Annotated in this window: 18 protein-coding genes and 1 riboswitch; of the genes, 10 read left to right on the top strand and 8 right to left on the bottom strand. The window is 55.6% G+C overall.

The annotated features are described in order from the left end of the window. The first annotated feature begins 8 nt into the window (after positions 1 to 8). Positions 9 to 116: riboswitch (guanidine-I (ykkC/yxkD leader) on the top strand. 106 nt (positions 117 to 222) lie between these two features. From J7395_RS09800 to J7395_RS09780, 5 genes are all read left to right on the top strand, one after another. Beyond that, positions 223 to 1,293 (top strand): putative urea ABC transporter substrate-binding protein, encoded by a 1,071-nt coding sequence (locus J7395_RS09800; protein ID WP_209221344.1) that lies wholly within the window; start codon positions 223 to 225, stop codon positions 1,291 to 1,293. A 174-nt stretch (positions 1,294 to 1,467) separates the two neighbouring features. Beyond that, positions 1,468 to 2,289 (top strand): ABC transporter permease, encoded by an 822-nt coding sequence (locus J7395_RS09795; protein ID WP_209221343.1) that lies wholly within the window; start codon positions 1,468 to 1,470, stop codon positions 2,287 to 2,289. Next, positions 2,289 to 3,107, top strand: a complete 819-nt coding sequence (locus J7395_RS09790; protein ID WP_209221342.1) for an ABC transporter ATP-binding protein — start codon at positions 2,289 to 2,291, stop codon at positions 3,105 to 3,107. Before J7395_RS09795 ends, J7395_RS09790 begins: the two co-directional genes overlap by 1 nt. A gap of 55 nt (positions 3,108 to 3,162) precedes the next feature. Beyond that, on the top strand, positions 3,163 to 4,401 hold the full coding sequence (locus tag J7395_RS09785; protein WP_209221341.1) for an agmatinase family protein: 1,239 nt from the start codon (positions 3,163 to 3,165) through the stop codon (positions 4,399 to 4,401). 4 nt (positions 4,402 to 4,405) lie between these two features. Continuing rightward, positions 4,406 to 4,930 (top strand): hypothetical protein, encoded by a 525-nt coding sequence (locus J7395_RS09780; RefSeq protein WP_209221340.1) that lies wholly within the window; start codon positions 4,406 to 4,408, stop codon positions 4,928 to 4,930. Positions 4,931 to 4,989: 59 nt separating this feature from the next. Here the strand turns inward: J7395_RS09780 and cimA are convergent, their stop codons facing one another. Then, positions 4,990 to 6,603 (bottom strand): citramalate synthase, encoded by a 1,614-nt coding sequence (gene cimA, locus J7395_RS09775; protein WP_348541221.1) that lies wholly within the window; start codon positions 6,601 to 6,603, stop codon positions 4,990 to 4,992. A gap of 281 nt (positions 6,604 to 6,884) precedes the next feature. Between cimA and J7395_RS09770 the strand changes: the two genes are divergently transcribed. The 3 genes from J7395_RS09770 (at position 6,885) to J7395_RS09760 (ending at position 8,862) form a co-directional block, all read left to right on the top strand. Next, a complete protein-coding gene (locus J7395_RS09770; protein ID WP_062952942.1) occupies positions 6,885 to 7,145 on the top strand; it encodes a hypothetical protein in 261 nt (86 codons plus the stop codon). 230 nt (positions 7,146 to 7,375) lie between these two features. Further along, positions 7,376 to 8,062 carry a DsbA family oxidoreductase gene (locus J7395_RS09765; protein ID WP_209221338.1) on the top strand — a complete coding sequence of 229 codons (687 nt, stop codon included), beginning with the start codon at positions 7,376 to 7,378 and terminating at the stop codon, positions 8,060 to 8,062. 146 nt (positions 8,063 to 8,208) lie between these two features. Beyond that, entirely contained in the window at positions 8,209 to 8,862 is a 654-nt protein-coding gene (locus J7395_RS09760) for a LysE family transporter (protein WP_062959859.1), read from the top strand. Positions 8,863 to 8,879: 17 nt separating this feature from the next. Here J7395_RS09760 and J7395_RS09755 read toward each other — a convergent pair whose 3' ends face one another. Both J7395_RS09755 and J7395_RS09750 read right to left on the bottom strand, forming a co-directional pair. After that, positions 8,880 to 9,587 carry a DUF6064 family protein gene (locus tag J7395_RS09755; protein WP_062959858.1) on the bottom strand — a complete coding sequence of 236 codons (708 nt, stop codon included), beginning with the start codon at positions 9,585 to 9,587 and terminating at the stop codon, positions 8,880 to 8,882. Further along, positions 9,587 to 10,525, bottom strand: a complete 939-nt coding sequence (locus J7395_RS09750) for an aldo/keto reductase (protein WP_085642034.1) — start codon at positions 10,523 to 10,525, stop codon at positions 9,587 to 9,589. Before J7395_RS09750 ends, J7395_RS09755 begins: the two co-directional genes overlap by 1 nt. Positions 10,526 to 10,696: 171 nt before the next feature. On the opposite strand from J7395_RS09750, the gene J7395_RS09745 reads away from it, so the two are divergent. Beyond that, positions 10,697 to 11,062 (top strand): MerR family transcriptional regulator, encoded by a 366-nt coding sequence (locus J7395_RS09745; RefSeq protein ID WP_062952946.1) that lies wholly within the window; start codon positions 10,697 to 10,699, stop codon positions 11,060 to 11,062. A 27-nt stretch (positions 11,063 to 11,089) separates the two neighbouring features. Then, complete coding sequence (locus tag J7395_RS09740) at positions 11,090 to 11,485, top strand: carboxymuconolactone decarboxylase family protein (RefSeq protein ID WP_097051060.1); 396 nt, start codon at positions 11,090 to 11,092, stop codon at positions 11,483 to 11,485. A gap of 57 nt (positions 11,486 to 11,542) precedes the next feature. Here J7395_RS09740 and cysS read toward each other — a convergent pair whose 3' ends face one another. From cysS to J7395_RS09715, 5 genes are all read right to left on the bottom strand, one after another. Continuing rightward, positions 11,543 to 12,922 (bottom strand): cysteine--tRNA ligase, encoded by a 1,380-nt coding sequence (cysS, locus tag J7395_RS09735; RefSeq protein WP_209221337.1) that lies wholly within the window; start codon positions 12,920 to 12,922, stop codon positions 11,543 to 11,545. Positions 12,923 to 12,989: 67 nt separating this feature from the next. Next, positions 12,990 to 14,342, bottom strand: a complete 1,353-nt coding sequence (locus J7395_RS09730; RefSeq protein WP_209221336.1) for a glutamate--tRNA ligase — start codon at positions 14,340 to 14,342, stop codon at positions 12,990 to 12,992. Positions 14,343 to 14,354: 12 nt separating this feature from the next. Beyond that, entirely contained in the window at positions 14,355 to 16,031 is a 1,677-nt protein-coding gene (locus tag J7395_RS09725) for an NAD+ synthase (protein WP_209221335.1), read from the bottom strand. 102 nt (positions 16,032 to 16,133) lie between these two features. Beyond that, on the bottom strand, positions 16,134 to 16,619 hold the full coding sequence (locus tag J7395_RS09720; protein WP_062959854.1) for a hypothetical protein: 486 nt from the start codon (positions 16,617 to 16,619) through the stop codon (positions 16,134 to 16,136). Positions 16,620 to 16,880: 261 nt separating this feature from the next. After that, complete coding sequence (locus J7395_RS09715) at positions 16,881 to 18,266, bottom strand: 3-deoxy-7-phosphoheptulonate synthase class II (protein WP_062959853.1); 1,386 nt, start codon at positions 18,264 to 18,266, stop codon at positions 16,881 to 16,883. Positions 18,267 to 18,296: the final 30 nt, after the last annotated feature.

The following is an 18,296-nucleotide window of genomic DNA, read 5'->3' as shown; positions in this document are numbered from 1 at the left end:
GTTTGATTGTGCAGCGCGCCTAGGGTTCCGGTTCCGAAAGGAATGCTGGTCCGAGAGGCGCAAGCCGGTCAACGTTTCATAGACCGGTGACACGGCGGGCCAAAATCCCGGGAGACAACTGCACAGGTTTGTCGCGCACAAGCCTTCTCCCGGTTTGTGTGCAAGAGCCTTTCTTGAATTGACTGATCCGAAGTGATCCGCAAAACAAGCAGGAGCGCACACATGTTAAAGAGGTTTTTTAAAACACTTTCGTTTGCCGCCGTCCTTTCTGCCTCTCTGGCTTCCCTGCCCGCCCACGCCGAAGAAAAATCCGAATTCAAAGTCTGCTGGTCGATCTATGTCGGCTGGATGCCGTGGGGCTATCTGCAAGACAGCGGCATCATGAAAAAATGGGCCGATAAATACGACATCTCGGTCGATATCGTGCAGATCAATGATTACGTTGAATCAATCAACCAATATACCGCCGGCGAATATGACGGCTGCTCCATGACCAATATGGACGCGCTTTCGATCCCGGCCGGTGGCGGGGTTGATACCACCGCCCTGATTGTTGGCGATTATTCCAATGGCAATGACGGCATCATCCTGAAAGACGCAACCGACCTTGCCGCCATCAAGGGGCAGAATGTCAATCTGGTCGAACTTTCCGTTTCTCATTATCTACTGGCACGCGCCCTTGAGAAAGTAGGTCTGTCCGAACAGGACGTCACCGTCGTCAATACATCCGATGCCGACATGATCGCGACCTATGCCACCGATGATGTCACATCAGTCGTGACGTGGAACCCGCTTCTGTCGGAAATCGCCGCCAACGATAATGCAACGCTTGTCTTTGACAGTGCGGGCATTCCCGGCGAAATCATCGATATCATGATGGTCAGCACCGAAACCCTTGCCGACAACCCCGCATTTGGCAAGGCACTGGTCGGTGCATGGTATGAACTGATGGGCATCATGGCATCCGACACGGACGAAGGCATTGCCGCACGCACCGCCATGGCCGAAGCATCTGGAACCGATCTTGCCGGATATGACGCCCAGCTTGCCAGCACGGCGATGTTCTTTACCCCGGACAAGGCCGTTGAATTCACCAAATCGGTCGAGCTTCCCGAAACCATGAAATTCGTCGCTGAGTTCCTGTTCGACAAGGGCATCCTTGGCGAAGGTGCACCAAGCCCGGAATTTGTCGGCGTCAGCTTCCCGGACGGCAGCATCTATGGCGACAGCACCAATGTGAAACTGAAATTCGACACGACCTATATGGAAATGGCCGCCAAGGGCGAACTTTGAGCGCAGCGTGTTCGCGTCACCACGCGCTTTGCTGATTAATGCTGTTTAACTCTGTCGGCCATCCGGCCCGGTAACATTCATTGCACCGGTTGCATCGGGTTCGGATGGCCGACCTTTGTGAACTTTGCCCCGTTTTGACACCTACACCGTTTTTGCAATTGCAAGGTGACGGCCATGCGTATCATCAATCGCACTCTTTCAAGACGCGCGGCTATATTGCTGGGTTCGACCCCGTTTGCGCTTTTGATCGGGGCCTATGCCATCGCAAGCCATCTGCGCCGGATCGATAACCCGGCGGACAAACTGCTGCCGTCACTAAGCAGCATGGGGGATGCGATCTGGCGCATGGGGTTCGAGGCCGACAAACGGTCGGGCGATTATCTGCTGTGGCTTGATACGGTCGATAGCCTGTCGCGCCTTGCGGTTGGTATCTTCATTTCCACCCTGCTTGCCATCGGGCTTGGCATCTCCATCGGCTTCATTCCGCATATCAGGCGCGGTCTGGCGCCCTTTGTCGCCACCCTGTCACTGATCCCACCGATTACCATTCTGCCGATCCTGTTCATCATTTTCGGATTGGGCGAAACATCCAAGGTGATGCTGATTACGATCGGCACCGCCCCCGTCATGATCCGTTGCGTGTCGCAGGCGGTGATGGAAATCCCGCGCGAACTGATCATCAAGGCAGAAACGCTGGGCGCATCAACATGGCAAATGATCACCCGTGTAGTACTGCCGCAAGTCATGCCCAAACTGATCACCGCCATCCGGCTTGGCCTTGTCCCGGCGTGGATATTCCTGATTTCGGCCGAGGCCATCGCATCCACGAGCGGCCTTGGCTATCGCATCTTTCTGGTCCGCCGTTACCTGGCGATGGATGTGATCCTGCCTTATGTAGCCTGGATCACGCTTCTGGCCTTCATCCTTGACCGGTTGCTGTTGATGGCATCGCGCAGGGCTTTTCCGTGGAACCACCTTTCGGGGGATAGTCTGTGATGCGCGACCCGAAATTCATGATCCGCAACCTGAGCAAGTCTTACGGCGAATATCCGGTACTTGAACGCATCAATCTGGATATCGAAGCCGGGGCGTTTTGCACGCTGGTCGGGGCATCGGGCTGTGGCAAATCAACCTTTTTGCGCATGCTGCTGTCCCAAGAACTGCCAAGTGGCGGCGATATCCTGATGGATGGCGCCCCATTGCCGCAACAACCGACACCGGATCGCGGCATCGTATTTCAGCGTTATTCGGTTTTTCCGCATCTGACCGTTGCCGAAAACCTGATGATCGGGGCGGAATTTGCCGCACGCAAATTGACCGGCCGCCTGTTTGGCCGTGCCCGCAAAAAGGCCCGCGACGACATTGCCGACCTGCTTGAAACCATCGGCCTGTCACCGGCGGCCAACAAATATCCCAGCCAGCTTTCGGGTGGCATGCAGCAACGCCTTGCCATTGCGCAGGCCCTGACGATGAAGCCCGGCGTGCTGTTACTCGACGAGCCGTTTGGCGCGCTTGATCCGGGTATTCGCAATGACATGCATGAATTGTTGCTGGGCCTTTGGAAGGCGCATGACATGACGATTTTCATGGTCACGCACGACATCCACGAGGCGTTCAAGCTCGGCACAAGGATGCTGGTGTTTGACAAGCTGCGCGACGATCCGGTCACACCCGAAGCCTATGGCGCGACCATCACATATGACCTGCCGATTGATCTGTCTGCGGCACCGCCTCCCGGTACCAATGGCGAAACCGATGAAACCGACGGCATGAATTTCTCGGCCGCACTGATGGCGACCACACCCGATCCCTGATCTCGAACCCGAAAGCCAACCCAACAAAGACTGACGCAACCCGAAGGAAACAACCATGCGCGATTTCTTTGCCCCCCAAAATGTCCGCCGACATCGCGTGGCCGGAACATTGCCCGCCCCCACTGCAACCCGCCACCACCACCCGAATTTCGACAAGCTGCAATTGCGCGGCTGGAAATCGGCGGAAAAAGAAGCCCTGCTGCCATCAGCCGCTTGGGAAAAGGAAAAGCAGTGGGCGCTTCGCATGGGTCTGACCGGGTCCGATTGCCTGACTGATAAATCAATCCCGACCTTTGCCCGGGGCGAACTGCCCCACTATGCCGGGATCAACACGTTTCTGAAGGCGCCCTATATCGAAGACGTTACCAAGGTCGGCGCCTATGATGCAGCCGTGATCGGTATCCCGTTTGACGGTGGCACGACATACCGGCCCGGCACGCGTTTCGGCCCGCAGGGGGTTCGCAAAATATCCGCCCTTTACACGCCCTATAACTATGAAATGGGGGTTGATCTTCGCGAACAGATGACGCTGTGCGATGTCGGCGATGTTTTCACCATCCCGGCCAATATCGAAAAGACCTTTGATCAGATCACGCGCGCGGTCAGCCACGTCGCATCCAGCGGCGCACTTCCGATCATGATCGGCGGCGATCATTCCATTGGTTTCCCGTGTGTGCGCGGCATTGCGCAATGCACATCCAAACGCATCGGCATCGTCCATTTCGACCGCCATATCGACATTCAGGAAAAGGACCTTGATGAACGCATGCACACCACGCCGTGGTTCCATGCCACCGATCTGGTCAATGTTCCGGCGGTGAACCTTGTGCAGGTCGGCATTGGTGGCTGGCAGGTCCCGCGCGAAGGAGTCGAAGTTGCGCGCAAACGCAATACCAACATCTTCACCATGCGCGATGTCGAGGAACTCGGACTGGCCGAAACCGCGGCGCGCGCGCTTGAAATGGCATGGAAGGATGCGGATGCTGTCTATATCTCGTTTGATATCGACAGTGTCGATTGCGGGTTCGTTCCAGGCACCGGCTGGCCGGAACCTGGCGGCTTCCTGCCGCGCGAGGCACTGGAACTTGTATCGCTCGTCGCCGCCGAAGGCATTTGCGGCCTTGAGGTCGTTGAGGTTTCCCCGCCCTATGACTGTTCGGACATTACCGCCCTGCTGGCAACGCGCGTGATTGTCGATGTGCTGGGCACACTGGTGTCGCACGGCAAAATGGGATCGCATCGCGGCATCATCGACAAACCGGTAAGCATCCCCGCCGGCCCGGATGTGGAGTAACCCGATGCCCCATGATCATCCCCACACCCACACGCATCATCAACATGATCACGACCACCATCATCATGATGTCGGGCACAACCACTCACACGGACCGGGGCATAATCACGCCCCGGACCACGATCACCTGCATTCGCATGTCCATGGCCAAAGTGACGCCGACCATGCCGAGGAATTACGGGTCCTGTCCTCAAGCTTCGTCGAAGGCTTCCGCAAGGCCGATGACAAGGCAAGCTACCTTCGCCTTGCCGACATCCCGTTTCAAAAGACTGGCAAGGATGGCCTGACCATGCATCTGGTCGATGCCAAAATCACCACGCACTGGCAAATCGGCACCGCCTGCCCGGCCTTTGCCACCCGCGAACTGGCCTATCTGCCATTTCCCGGCAGTATGATCGAGGAACGCGAAACCATGACATTTACCTATGTGTCGATGACTGAACGCGCCGATATCGACCTGCTAAGCTTCATGGCCGAACGCTTCGGACATGCGCACAATCATGACCACCTGCATCACCATCACAGCTAAAACAAAAAGGGCGCGGATCAAACCGCGCCCTTTTGCAATTTTATCGCCTAAACCAACAGTCACGCATGCTGGCTACGCACGCCGGACTTGAACAGTTTATAGGTAATCGAATCCCGAAGCGCGTTATAGGACGCCTCGATAATGTTGGTTGAAACACCAACCGTTGACCAGCTATTGCCCTCGGCATCGCGGCTTTCGATCATGACGCGGGTGACTGCGCGCGTGCCATCACCACGTGTTATGATGCGGACCTTATAATCAATCAGTTCGATCTGCTGCACGGCTTCGACATATTCCGGCACGGTCAGAAGCACCTTGCGCAACGCGGCATCAAGCGCGTTGACCGGGCCATTGCCCTCGGCCACGGACATGAACTGTCCATCGCCGACCACGACCTTGACGGTCGCTTCGGACATGGTGATGACCTGTTCGTCCTGCTCGTCCACCCAGCGGCGTTCGTCAATCACGCGGAACGATGTCACACGGAAATAGCGGTCAAGCTCGCCCAGTGCCTTGCGCGCCAGAAGTTCGAAACTTGCTTCGGCACCGTCATAGGCATAACCATCAAATTCGCGTTGCTTGACCGCTTCGACAAGCTTGCCAACCGCATCGGATTTCGGATCGACCTCGACCCCGATTTCACGGAACCGGGCCAGAATGTTTGAACGCCCCGCCTGATCCGACACAAGGATATGACGCTGGTTTCCGACAAGCTCCGGCTCGATATGCTCGTAACAGGCCGGATTCTTTTCCACGGCGGACACATGCAATCCGCCCTTATGCGCGAATGCACTATCCCCAACATAGGCCGCCTGACGGGTCGGCTCGCGGTTAAGTCGTTCATCAAGGATGTGCGAAATCCGGCGGAGATGGGCTAGCTGTTCGTGTGAAATGCCAACGTCATAGCCCATCTTCAGCATCAATGTCGGGATGATCGAAATCAGGTTGGCGTTGCCGCACCGCTCGCCCAGGCCATTCAAAGTGCCCTGCACCTGCCGTGCCCCGGCGCGGACCGCCGCCAAAGAGTTCGCCACCGCATTCTCGGTATCGTTATGGCAGTGAATGCCGACATTTCCACCCGGAACATGGGAACAAACATCGGTGACAATGTCGAAAACCTCATCAGGCAGGGTACCGCCATTGGTATCGCACAGGACAACCCAGCGCGCACCGGCCTCGTAGGCCGCCTTGATCGCGGCAAGGGCGTAATCGCGGTTGGCCTTGTAGCCATCAAAAAAATGCTCGGCATCGAACATGACTTCGGAAACCTGGCTTTTGAGATGTGCGATGGATTCCGAAATCATCGCAATGTTCTCCGAAAGCTCGATCCCGAGCGCCTCGGTCACCTGAAAATCCCAGCTTTTACCGACCATGCAAACAATCGGCGCGCTTTGTGCAAGCGTCGTCAATCCCGGATCGTTTGATGCCGAACGCCCCGCGCGCCGCGTCATGCCAAATGCCGTCAGTTTCGAATTTTTAAGTTTCGGTGGATTGGCAAAGAATGCGTCATCGGTGGGGTTTGCACCTGGCCAGCCGCCTTCAATATAGTCAATCGACAGCTCGTCCAGTGCCTTGGCAATTGCGGTTTTGTCCGCTGCCGAAAAATCCACGCCCTGGGTCTGCTGCCCGTCGCGCAAGGTACTGTCGTATAAATAGACGCGCTTGTCTGACATATTCATTCCAAAACTGATCGATCTTCTCTTGTTCCGGCATGTGCCGGACGGTCTGGCAAATTGCCGCAAAACCGTCATTTACGCAACCGCATTACAAGACATGCCAATTATGCGCTGCTTTTTGCCCAAAATCGCCTAATTGCCCACCTTTAGGATAGCAAACCTGTCCCCCTGAATGGTTGTAAAGGCATGGTAGTAATGATTAACTCTACCATACATTGTGAAGTGACTGGGAATACACCCTCCATTTCTTCGGGCTTCGCATGGATAGGGACACCAAGATGGCATTGAAAGCCGCCGAAGATTTTGACGTTATGCTGCTTGCGGGTCTGACCTGGCACCGTGCTGGCAAAAACAGCTGGACGGCGTCCGACCGTTTCGCCGCTTACACGATCTTTCTCGAACCTGATGACCGCTGGTACGGTCAATGGGAACGTGACGGCGAAAAAACGGCGGCAGACTGGTCCTGTCCTACCCTTGAAACCTTTGCCGAATATATGGTCGACAACGCCCGTCGCCAGAATATCGACGGCATGGATTGAAATTCGCCTCCCCTGTTGGCCGCGCTGCCATCAGAAGCGTCCCACGTGCACACCCCGAAACTCGGATTAGATGATTAATCTACCTCCCCCCGCCGAGTTGTTGCACATATGACGGCCTGTCTCCCCCGGACAGGCCGTTTCTTTTAAGCCCGCGCATTTCTGTCCTTGCGTTTGGCTTCATACCGCTTATGTGTGACCCATCCAGATATTCATAAGACAAGGCACAATTCATGAGCAACGGCATCCCGATGCAGATCGATATCGTCTCCGACGTTGTCTGCCCCTGGTGCATCATCGGCTACAAAAACCTTGAACAGGCGATTGAGCGTCTGGACGGTCAGGTCGACATCAAACTGCGCTGGCACCCGTTCGAACTGAACCCGGATATGGGTCCCGAAGGCCAGAACCTGTCGGAACATATCAAGGGAAAATACGGCCTGACCCCGGATCAGAGTGCGGAAAATCGCGACCGTATCTCGATGATGGGTGAAAATGTCGGCTTTGACATCCGCTTTAGCTCGGACAGCCGCATCTACAATACCTTTGATGCGCACCGGATGCTTTATTGGGCGGGCAAGGAAGGCAAACAGACCGAACTGAAACTGGCCCTGTTCCGCGCCTATTTCCAGGAAGGCGAAAATCCCGGCGATCACGGCGTGATCAAACGCGCCGCCGAGGAGGTTGGTCTGTCACCGGAAAAGGCAAACGAAATTCTTGGTAGCGACATGTTCGCCAAGGAAGTCCGCGCCGAAGAGGAAGAATTCCGCAATGCCGGTATATCATCGGTTCCGACCTATGTTGTGAACGGCAAATACGCCATTTCCGGCGGCCATCCGCCCGAAGTTTTCGAACAGGCATTGTCCGAAATCGCCCGTCAGGTCGAGGTTGCCGACGACGAAGTCATTTTTGACGATTGATACCGTCAGCGGATATGATCATCCAAAGCCCCGGTTGCCTTTTGCACCGGGGCTTTTGCATTATCGACAGAACTACAACCGGGGCGTACAGTTTTCATACCGCCACCATGGCATGTTTGCCACCATGTTTGACAAAGGATCGCCCCATGATCGACTTTGCCGATATCGCCCCCTATTTGCCGGGAATATTTCTTGCCTATGCCGCCCTTCTGATGGGCTTGATCAGCCCCGGCCCTGCCTTGTTGGGTCTGATGGGTGTCTCGCTTGAACGCGGTCGCCGTGCCGGTCATTGCTTTGCCATCGGGATCGGAACAGGTTCGCTTTGCATCGGCATTCTGACCCTGACGGGTCTGTCCGCCCTTCTGGCAAGCTGGGCTGATGCCATGACCATCATTCGCATTGCCGGCGGGATTTATCTTTTATGGCTGGCCTTCAAGGCATTTCGTTCCGCATTCCGGCCCGCCCAACCGGCTGGCGATGCCATTGCGCGCGACAATAAAACCATCTCGCCGGTCGGGTATTTCAGTCGTGGACTGAGCCTTCACCTGACAAATCCCAAGGCAATCCTGACATGGATTGCCATCATCTCCATCGGCTTTGCCGATGGCACGCCACTTTGGGTAGGATGGGTGATCGTGATTGGCTGTGGCACGATTTCAACACTTGTGCATTTCGCCTATGCCACCGCCTTTTCGACCGCACCGGCGATTTCGCTGTATCGTCGCGCGGCGCGCTGGATCAATGGTTTGCTGGGTGTGTTCTTTGCCGCGGTTGGTATTCGCCTGCTTGCCGGGCGTTAAATCGCGCGACACGAACTCTAGTCATCCCCGCCGGTATCAAGCAATGACCGGCGGGTGACTCCGCTTTTCTGATCCATCCAGCCGCCAAGCACCGTCAACCAGACAGCAATCAGGGGCAGCAGCGCGATATTCTGGTCCATCACCCATAATGTCCCGCTGGACAGTACACACCACACCAACGGCACAGGCAACAGGACCCAGCGCCACGACCCGCGCGCCAGCAGGATAAAGCCAAGTGTTCCGATTGCCGTCGGATCGGCGGCACTACCAAACAGTTCCGCCTGTATCAGGTCACGCCCTTCGATCAGACCGACAAAGGGATAGACGAAAATCGCAATCACGATCATCACCACCCCGGCAATGCTGGAAAAATCACCGCGCCAGCCAAATCGCAACGGCATCCGGCGCGCGGCAAACATCACCATCAACAATGCCTCTGTGATAAATGCCGGAATGAAATAAGGGATTATCCAGTTGATCGGCTGGTAATAATACCAAAGGAAGCCCGCAGTCACCCAGCCCCAGATCATCGCCAACAGTACAAGCGCCACCCGGTTGCCGCGATTGCCGTGCCGGATGGAAAGGCCAAAGGTGATGATCCCTGCTACCAATGCGGCGGTAACCGCAAGCCACCATGTGGTATTCAGCGTTTCAAACAGCCGGTAATAAACGCGCGGCGAAAACAGCAGAAAATCTGCCAGACTGTAGCTCCACCACTCGCTCATCACAGAACCCCGATCACGGCAGCAATACGTTGGCGCATGTCGTCATCGGGCATTGGGCCGGTGGCCGCCTGCATGTTTTCCATGGCGTGCATCGGCTGTGTCGTTGCCGGGATCGGACAGGTCACCGCCGGATGGGAAATCAGATACTTCAGGATCAACTGCGCCCAGCTTCGTACTTCGATCTCGGCGGCAAAGTCCGGCAGTTTTTCACCTTCAAGCCGATCAATCAGATGGCCGCCCTGAAACGGTCGGTTGACGATCACGGCAATTCCGCGTTCCGAGGCCAGCGGCAGCAGGTAATCCTCGACCTTGCGATCCACCGGGTTATAGGTGACCTGTACGAAATCAAGCGGCGTGTTTTTCATCACCGCGATCAGATCATCGGTGCGTCTGCCATGCGACGTCGTCACGCCGACATAACGCAGTCGTCCGGCATCCTTCATATCGAACAGAAGCGGCAGATTGTCATTGATCCCCACCAGATTATGGACCTGCAACAGGTCAAACTTTTCGATGTTCCAGTAATCAGATGTTTCGGCGATCTGTTCTGCACCGTCATCCGACGTCCAGACCTTATCGGTTGAAAATACCCGATCACGCGCACCCAGTTTATCAAGCCCGTAACCAATCACATCCTGGGACGATCCATACATCGGCGAACTGTCGATCATACGTCCGCCTCCGTCAAAAAAGGCCTGCATGACATTGGCGCACTGGTCGCGCAAAACCGGATCATTGCCGACATTAAACGTGATCCAGCTACCCAGACCAACCGCCGGGATCATTTCACCCGTTGACGGGATCGGCTTTTTGATCACATCAAGAACCGCACGATTATCAAGCGTTTGCGCCCAAAGCGGTTTGATCGCGCCAAGGCCCGCTGTTGCGCCAATCGCCGTCACACCGCGCAGGAAATTCCGTCGACCCAGTAAAAACATCGCAATCCCAACATTGTCGTTTCGAACCGGTCACAGGATAGAAGGTGGTCAGAATGTCATGGCTGCGCAACTGCAAGCTGTTGCACAAACTGGCAAAAAATTTACGCTTGACCTAAAGTACACTCCAGCAGCTAGCCTTTTGAAAGTTCCCCAAGCTGAAAGGTGACCGACATGATGATTGGTGAAGTCTCGGCCAAAAGCGGTTTGCCCATTCACACGCTGCGCTATTACGAAAAAATCGGTCTCGTGCCCAAACCGTCACGCGATGCGGGCGGCCGACGGTACTATGACCCGGAAATTCTCGATTGGCTGACTTTCATAAGCCGACTCAAGGATCTTGGCATGCCGATCCGCGACCGGGTCAGGTTTGCCCGTCTGCGCAGCGAAGGCGAACAAACGGTTGGCGAACGGCGCGAACTTCTTGAAATCTATCGGACCGGGCTGGCCCAAAAAATCGCCGAACTGACCGAAACCCTCGAAGTGCTCGATTACAAAATCGCCAATTACGACGAAATCGGTCGCAAGAAAACGGCCTGACCCCAAAATACCTTACAGGAGCCCCTTATGGCTGAACAGAAAAGCGCGCTCGACGCCGGGCGCGATGTTGTCGCACGTCTGAACCCACCGCTTGAAGGCGCCTTAGCCGAAAAATACGATACCCTGGTGCCCGGATTTGCCGAAAGTCTTGTTGAATGGGCCTATGGCCGTCATTACGCGCGGCCCAACCTTGATCTGAAAACCCGTCAGCTCTGCACGATTTCCGCCCTGACGGTTCTGGGCGGGCAAACCGCACCGCAGCTTAAGGTCAATATCAAACATTCTCTTGCTGCCGGGGCGACACGCGAAGAAATCATCGAAGCGATCTGGCAGATGGCGGTTTATGGCGGTCTTCCTGCCGCGATCAACGGCCTGAATGCCGCACAGGAACTGTTTGACGAACTGGACGCCACCGCCAATTAAAGCAAAAAGGCACCGCAGGTCTCCCGGCGGTGCCTTTTCCAATTCAAATCCGACGGATCAAACGCGCTTCCAGTTCGTACCGTCCTTGAAGTCTTCAAGCAGGATACCACGCGCCAAAAGATCATTTCTGATCTGATCGGCGGTGGCAAAGTCGCGGTTTTTCTTCGCTTCGGCACGCTGCTGGATCAGACTGTCAATCTCGGCAGCTTCATCTTCATCGGCAGAACCGGTGAACCAGGCTTCCGGATCATTTTCCAGAATCCCCAGCAACATTGCCGCCGCCAGAACACGGCCCTTGGCTTCGGCCTTGTCGTATTTCTTCGTCGCCTTGTTAAGTTCGGTCACCAGTTCATGGAATTCCGAAATCGCAAGCGGCGTATTAAGATCATCACACAGCGCATTCAGAACAGATTCCGGCACCGGAGTGTTTTCCGGTTCGATATCCGTGGTCTGGCGAAGGGCAGTATAGAACCGATCCAGCGCCTCTTTGGCCTGACGCAGGTTTTCTTCGGTCCAGTTGATCGGCTGATGATAGTGGGTTCCCAGCATCGCAAGACGGATCGCCTCGCCCGGCCAGTTTTCGAGCAACTCGTGCACGGTGACAAAGTTGCCAAGCGACTTGGACATCTTTTCACCTTCGACCATCAGATGGCCGTTATGCATCCAGTATTTGGCGTAACTAGAACCCTTGTTTGCGCAGCAGCTTTGCGCGATTTCGTTTTCATGATGCGGGAAAACCAGATCCGATCCGCCGCCATGAATGTCGAAATTCGCGCCCAGATAGCGCGTCGACATGGCAGAGCACTCAATATGCCAGCCCGGACGTCCGCGGCCCCATGGGCTTTCCCAGCCCGGCGTCTCGTCATCGGACGGTTTCCAAAGCACAAAGTCCGCCGGGTCCTTTTTATAGGGGGCGACTTCAACCCGGGCACCGACGATCATTTCCTTGCGGTCGCGACGCGACAGTTTGCCGTATTCTTCATACTGGCCGACGGAAAAGAGTACGTGCCCTTCGGCGGCATAGGCAAAGCCCTGTTCGATCAGGCTTTCACACATCGCGATCATTTCTGCGATATGTTCGGTCGCGCGCGGTTCGATATCGGGCTTGGCGGCATTAAGCGCGCCCATATCATCCAGATATGCCTGATGGGTACGTTTGGTGATTTCCGAAATGGGCTCGCCACTTTGGCGGGCACGTTCGTTGATCTTGTCATCAACGTCGGTCACGTTGCGCACATAGGTCACGTTTGGATAGATATGGCGCAATACACGCACCAGCGTATCAAACACCACAACAGGCCGAGCATTACCGACATGGGCATAGTCGTAAACCGTCGGGCCGCAGACATAAAGCCGGACATGGTTGGAATCAATCGGCTCGAACACCTGCTTTTCGCGGCTTAATGTGTCATAGATACGCAATGTCGTCTTGGTCATGTTTTCGGTCCATATGGCTTGTGTTTTCGGATTTGCGGGATATTTCCGGCGGTCAAAGCTGTTTGCTTTAGACCGCCTTTCCACAAAGCCGCTCACACGCCTTTTCACGTCCGATCAGAACCAGCATCGCCGACATTTCCGGGCCATGTTCACGCCCCGTCAACGCCTTACGCAGCGGCATGAAAAGATCCTTGCCCTTGCGGCCGGTCGCATCCTTGATCGCACCGGTCCATGCTTTCCAGCTGGTTGTGTCAAGGTCGCCTTCGGGCAGCATATCGGCCGCCTGCTTTAAAAATTCCACATCGGCGTCGTCAATCTGCGGGATGACCTGTTTGGTGATCACATCCCACCATTCAACCGCTTCTGCCACGCGCCAGCAATTACCGCACACCGCATTCCAGAATTCTTCGGATGCGTCGCCCAGGCCAAGGGCCTCAAGCTTTGGCTTTGCCGTTTCAAACGACATGTCATGAATGACTTTTTCGTTCAGGCTGGCCAGTTCCGCCGGATCGAATTTCGGGGTAGAACGGCCATAATGCGACAGATCGAATTTGCCCAGAACCTCGTTCAGTGTCGCCGGTTCGATCTTGTCCGATGCGCCAAGCCCGGTCAGAAGCCCGACAAGTGATGCGACCTCGAACCCGTCATTGCGCAATTCACGCAGCGAAAGACTGCCCAGACGTTTCGACAGCTGCGAACCACCCGGCCCCGCCAGAAGCGGCATATGGGCAAATTCAAGCGCACCTGGCTTACCGCCCATCGCCATATAAAGCAGGATCTGCGACACCGTGTTGGTCACATGGTCTTCGCCGCGGATGATATGGGTAACACCCATTTCAAGGTCATCAACGACGGAACCCAGCATATAAAGCAGCGACCCGTCTTCGCGGATCAGAACCGGGTCGGACACATGTTCCGTATCAAACGTGCAAATCCCGCGCGTCAGATCATCCCATTCAACCACACCATCGGTCAGAAGGAAGCGCCAGTGCGGTTTGCGCCCTTCCGCCTCAAGATGGGCGATTTCATCATCCGAAAGCGTCAATGCCTTGCGGTCATAGATGAAGGGCTGGTGACGCTGGCGGGCGGCCTTGCGTTTCCAGTTCAGTTCGCCTTCGGTTTCATAGCACGGATAAAGCATGTTGCGCGATTTCAGGTCGTCAATTGCCGCGTCATATTTATCCTGACGCAGGCTTTGACGTTCTTCGCGGTCCCAGTCGATACCAAGCCATTTCAGGTCTTCACGGATCGCATCGACATATTCGTCTTTGGAACGGACCGGATCGGTATCGTCAAAGCGCAGGATAAACTCGCCGCCATGTTTACGGGCATAAAGCCAGTTCATCATGGCAACGCGGGCATTACCGACGTGAAGAAGCCCGGTCGGGCTGGGTGCAAATCGCAGGACAGGTTTTGTCATTTCAAACTTTTTTCAGGTCACTAAATTCGTGAAACCGTTGGTAATCGGATAGCGGCGGTCGCGGCCAAAGGCACGCGGGGTGATCTTGACCCCGGGTGGTGCTTGTCGGCGTTTATATTCCGCCCGGTCCAGCAACCGCCAGACCCGGCGCACCGTGGCCTCGTCATGGCCGCTTTCGACAATCTCGGAAACAGACCGTTCGCCTTCAATCATCTGATGAAGGATATCATCAAGAACGTCATAAGGCGGCAGGCTATCTTCGTCTTTCTGATCCGGGCGCAGTTCGGCCGATGGCGGCTTGGTAATGATCCGTTCCGGGATCACCATACCATCCGGGCCAAGCGCGCCCGCCGGATGATGGGCATTGCGCCAATGGCAAAGCGCAAACACCGTTGTCTTGTAAAGGTCTTTCAAAACCGAATAGCCACCACACATGTCACCATACAGCGTGGCGTAGCCGACCGACATTTCCGACTTGTTACCCGTCGTCAGAACCATGTGGCCGAACTTGTTTGAAAGCCCCATCAGGATGATTCCGCGTGAACGGGCCTGAATGTTTTCTTCGGTAATGTCCGGGTCACGGCCTTCGAATGCCGGGCCAAGCATCTGTTCGAATGCACCCATGGCAGGCCCGATATTGATGCTTTCAATCCCGGTTTTCAGCATCCCGGCACATTGTTCGGCATCCTCAAGGCTTTCCTTGGACGTATAGGGCGACGGCATCATCACCAGCCGCACCCTATCCGCCCCCAGCGCATCAACAGCAATGGCCGCCGAAAGCGCGCTATCGATCCCGCCCGACATGCCAATCACGACACCGGGGAACCGGTTTTTGTTCACATAATCCCGAAGCCCCAGAACCAGTGTCTGGTAAATTGCATCAAGCCCGCTTGGATAATCGGCCTTTGGTGCATTTGCATCGCACCGCCACGCGCCGTCTTCACCGCGCGACCATGTGCTGCTGACGACATCCTCGGCAAAGCCCGGCAGGGCCACGGCCAAGGAACCGTCACCGTTAAGGCCAAACGAACCGCCGTCAAACACCAGTTCGTCCTGGCCACCAACCTCGTTGCAGTAAATCATCGGAACGCCGGATTCACGTACCCGATCCGCAATCAGGTTGCGACGCAGATCACCCTTGTCGGCCTCGAACGGTGATCCGTTCGGCACCAGGAAAATTTCCGCCCCGCGATCTTTCAGATGGGCGATAACCCTTGGCGTCCAGACATCCTCGCAGATCGGCACACCAAGTTTCACCCCGCGGAAGGACACGACATCGGGCATCGGTCCGGCGCTAAAGACGCGCTTTTCATCAAACACGCCATAATTCGGCAGGTCGTTTTTCGCCCGAACCGTTTCGATCTTACCCTGATCGATCAGAAGAACCGCGTTAAAGCGTTCCCCGTCAATATCCCACGGTGTCGTCAACAACAGGGCCGGGCCGTTTTTGAGGGCCTTGGTGCGTTCGCAGATATCATCGACCGCATGGCGCAGATGGCGCATGAAGGCAGGCTTCATCACCAGATCCTCGGGCGGATAGCCCGACAGAACCAGTTCGGAATAAAGGACAATATCCGCGCCCTGATCAGCCGCAGTTTCCCAGGCAGCCACAACTTTCTCGGCATTCCCGGCAACGTCGCCGACAATGGGGTTAAGCTGGGCAATTGCGATGGCAAGCATATTTGTCATGATGTTGGAATAGGAGGCGCCCGGTTTGGTGTCAATTGCCGAATGCGCAAAGCAGGGCAAACCACATCGATACAACAGACCGGAACATCATTTCATCCCATATCACAGGGCAAGCGCCGCGTCGATTTCGTCCTGGCTCATGGTTTTGGCCGACCCATGGATAATGCCGCTGGCGACATCCATGAAACGCTGCAATGACAACGTCACTGTGCCTGCTGTTTCACGCAGAAGCCCCTCGTTACCCTCGGCAATCAGCACTTCAAGCTGCTCGTTGGCACGAAACACGATGGCATTCATATGTTCGATGGTTTCCTCGAACGGACGGCGGAACCGTTCGGGCACATGGTCATAAGCCTCTATCGCCAGTTCCTTGTCGGAAAACGCACTGTCGCGGAAATGGTCCTGATAGCTTTTGGGTGCCCATTCCTTGCAGTCCTCAAGCATGTCGGGCATGTCCGGAACCATTTCCAGAAGCATCACGATTTCGTTGAAATGGTTCAGGTAATCGGTCGCAAGCAGTGTCGTCGAGGAAATGTTTGTTCCCTCCACTTTCTTCTGCCATTCGGCGAAATCCGCCTCATCCACCATGTTCTGTGCGACCTCATTGTTTCACATCATGTCTTGTCAGCGCACAGTAATGCCGCGCGATTCTCTATACTTAAGGATGTTGCCCGCATCAGTGTAGGGGCAAAATGCATACATCGGGACAGAATTAACGAAACAGTCCCCGAATGCGCTCCCTTTAAATAGAACAACTCTTATATTCAACCCTCAAAGGACGCATCCCCTATAAATAAAGGCGCCCGGTTGCCCGGACGCCTTTATCAGTTCACACATTCAGATGGTCAATTATGCCGACGCAGCAAGCTGTTCTGCACGAACGCTGTCACGTTCTTTTTTGATCATTTCGGCCATCAGGAACGCAAGCTCAAGCGCCTGTCCGCCATTCAGGCGCGGATCGCAATGGGTGTGGTAACGATCCGAGAGGCTATCGACGGTCACTTCACGTGCGCCGCCAATGCATTCGGTCACATCCGTGCCGGTCATTTCAAAATGAACGCCACCGGCATGGGTACCTTCGGCCTTGTGCACGTCAAAGAACGATTTGACTTCCGACAGGATCGCATCGAACGGACGGGTTTTATACCCGTTCGCCGCCTTGATCGTGTTGCCATGCATCGGATCGCAGGACCAGACAACCTTGCGGCCCTCTGCCTTGACCCGCTGCACCAGACGGGGCAGGTGATCCTCGACCTTGCCTGCGCCCATACGCGCGATCAGGGTCAAACGACCGGCTTCGTTTTTCGGGTTCAACGCATCGATAAGACGGATCAGATCGTCTTCTTCGGTGGTCGGTCCGCATTTCATGCCAATCGGGTTGTTCACACCGCGCATGAATTCAACATGCGCCCCGTCAAGCTGACGGGTACGGTCGCCAATCCACAACATATGCGCCGAACAGTCATACCAGTCGCCGGTCAGGCTGTCCTGACGGGTCAGGGCCTGCTCGTAACCCAGCAAAAGCGCCTCGTGTGAGGTATAGAAATCCGTCTCGCGCATCTGCGGTGCGGTTTCGGCGGTAATGCCGCAGGCCTGCATGAAGGCAACGGCCTCATCAATCTGGGTCGTCATCTTGCGATATCGTTCCCCCGCGGGGCTGTTATCGACAAATGACAGGTTCCAGCGATGGATTTTGCTCAGATCGGCAAAACCACCCTGCGCGAAAGCACGCAGCAGGTTCAGCGTCGATGCCGACTGGTTATAGGCGCGAATCTGACGCTGCGGGTCCGGAACACGGGCTTCGGACGTAAACTCGATGCCGTTGATATTGTCACCGCGATAGCTTGGCAGTTCGACACCATCGATGGTTTCCGTATCCGACGAACGCGGCTTGGCAAACTGCCCGGCCATACGGCCAACCTTGACCACCGGGCATGCCGCGCCATAGGTCAGAACAACCGCCATCTGCAACATGACCTTAAAGGTATCGCGGATGTTGTTCGGATGAAATTCCTTAAAGCTTTCGGCACAGTCCCCGCCCTGCAGCAGGAATGCGTTGCCTTCGGCAACTTCGCCAAGCTTTTCTTTCAACGCGCGCGCTTCGCCAGCAAATACCAAAGGAGGATAGCTGCCGAGCTCTTGCTCTACGGCCTTGAGGGCCTGTGCATCCGGATAAGTCGGCATCTGCTTCACAGGCAGGTTGCGCCAGCTATCAATGCTCCAGCTCTTGCTCATTTGCTTCCTCTCAATCCGGCATGTTCATCA

Origin of the sequence: Thalassospira sp. A3_1 (assembly GCF_017744215.1) — a bacterium.
Classification (GTDB): Bacteria; Pseudomonadota; Alphaproteobacteria; order Rhodospirillales; family Thalassospiraceae; genus Thalassospira; species Thalassospira lucentensis_A.
This window is presented reverse-complemented; position numbering and strand designations above follow the sequence as displayed.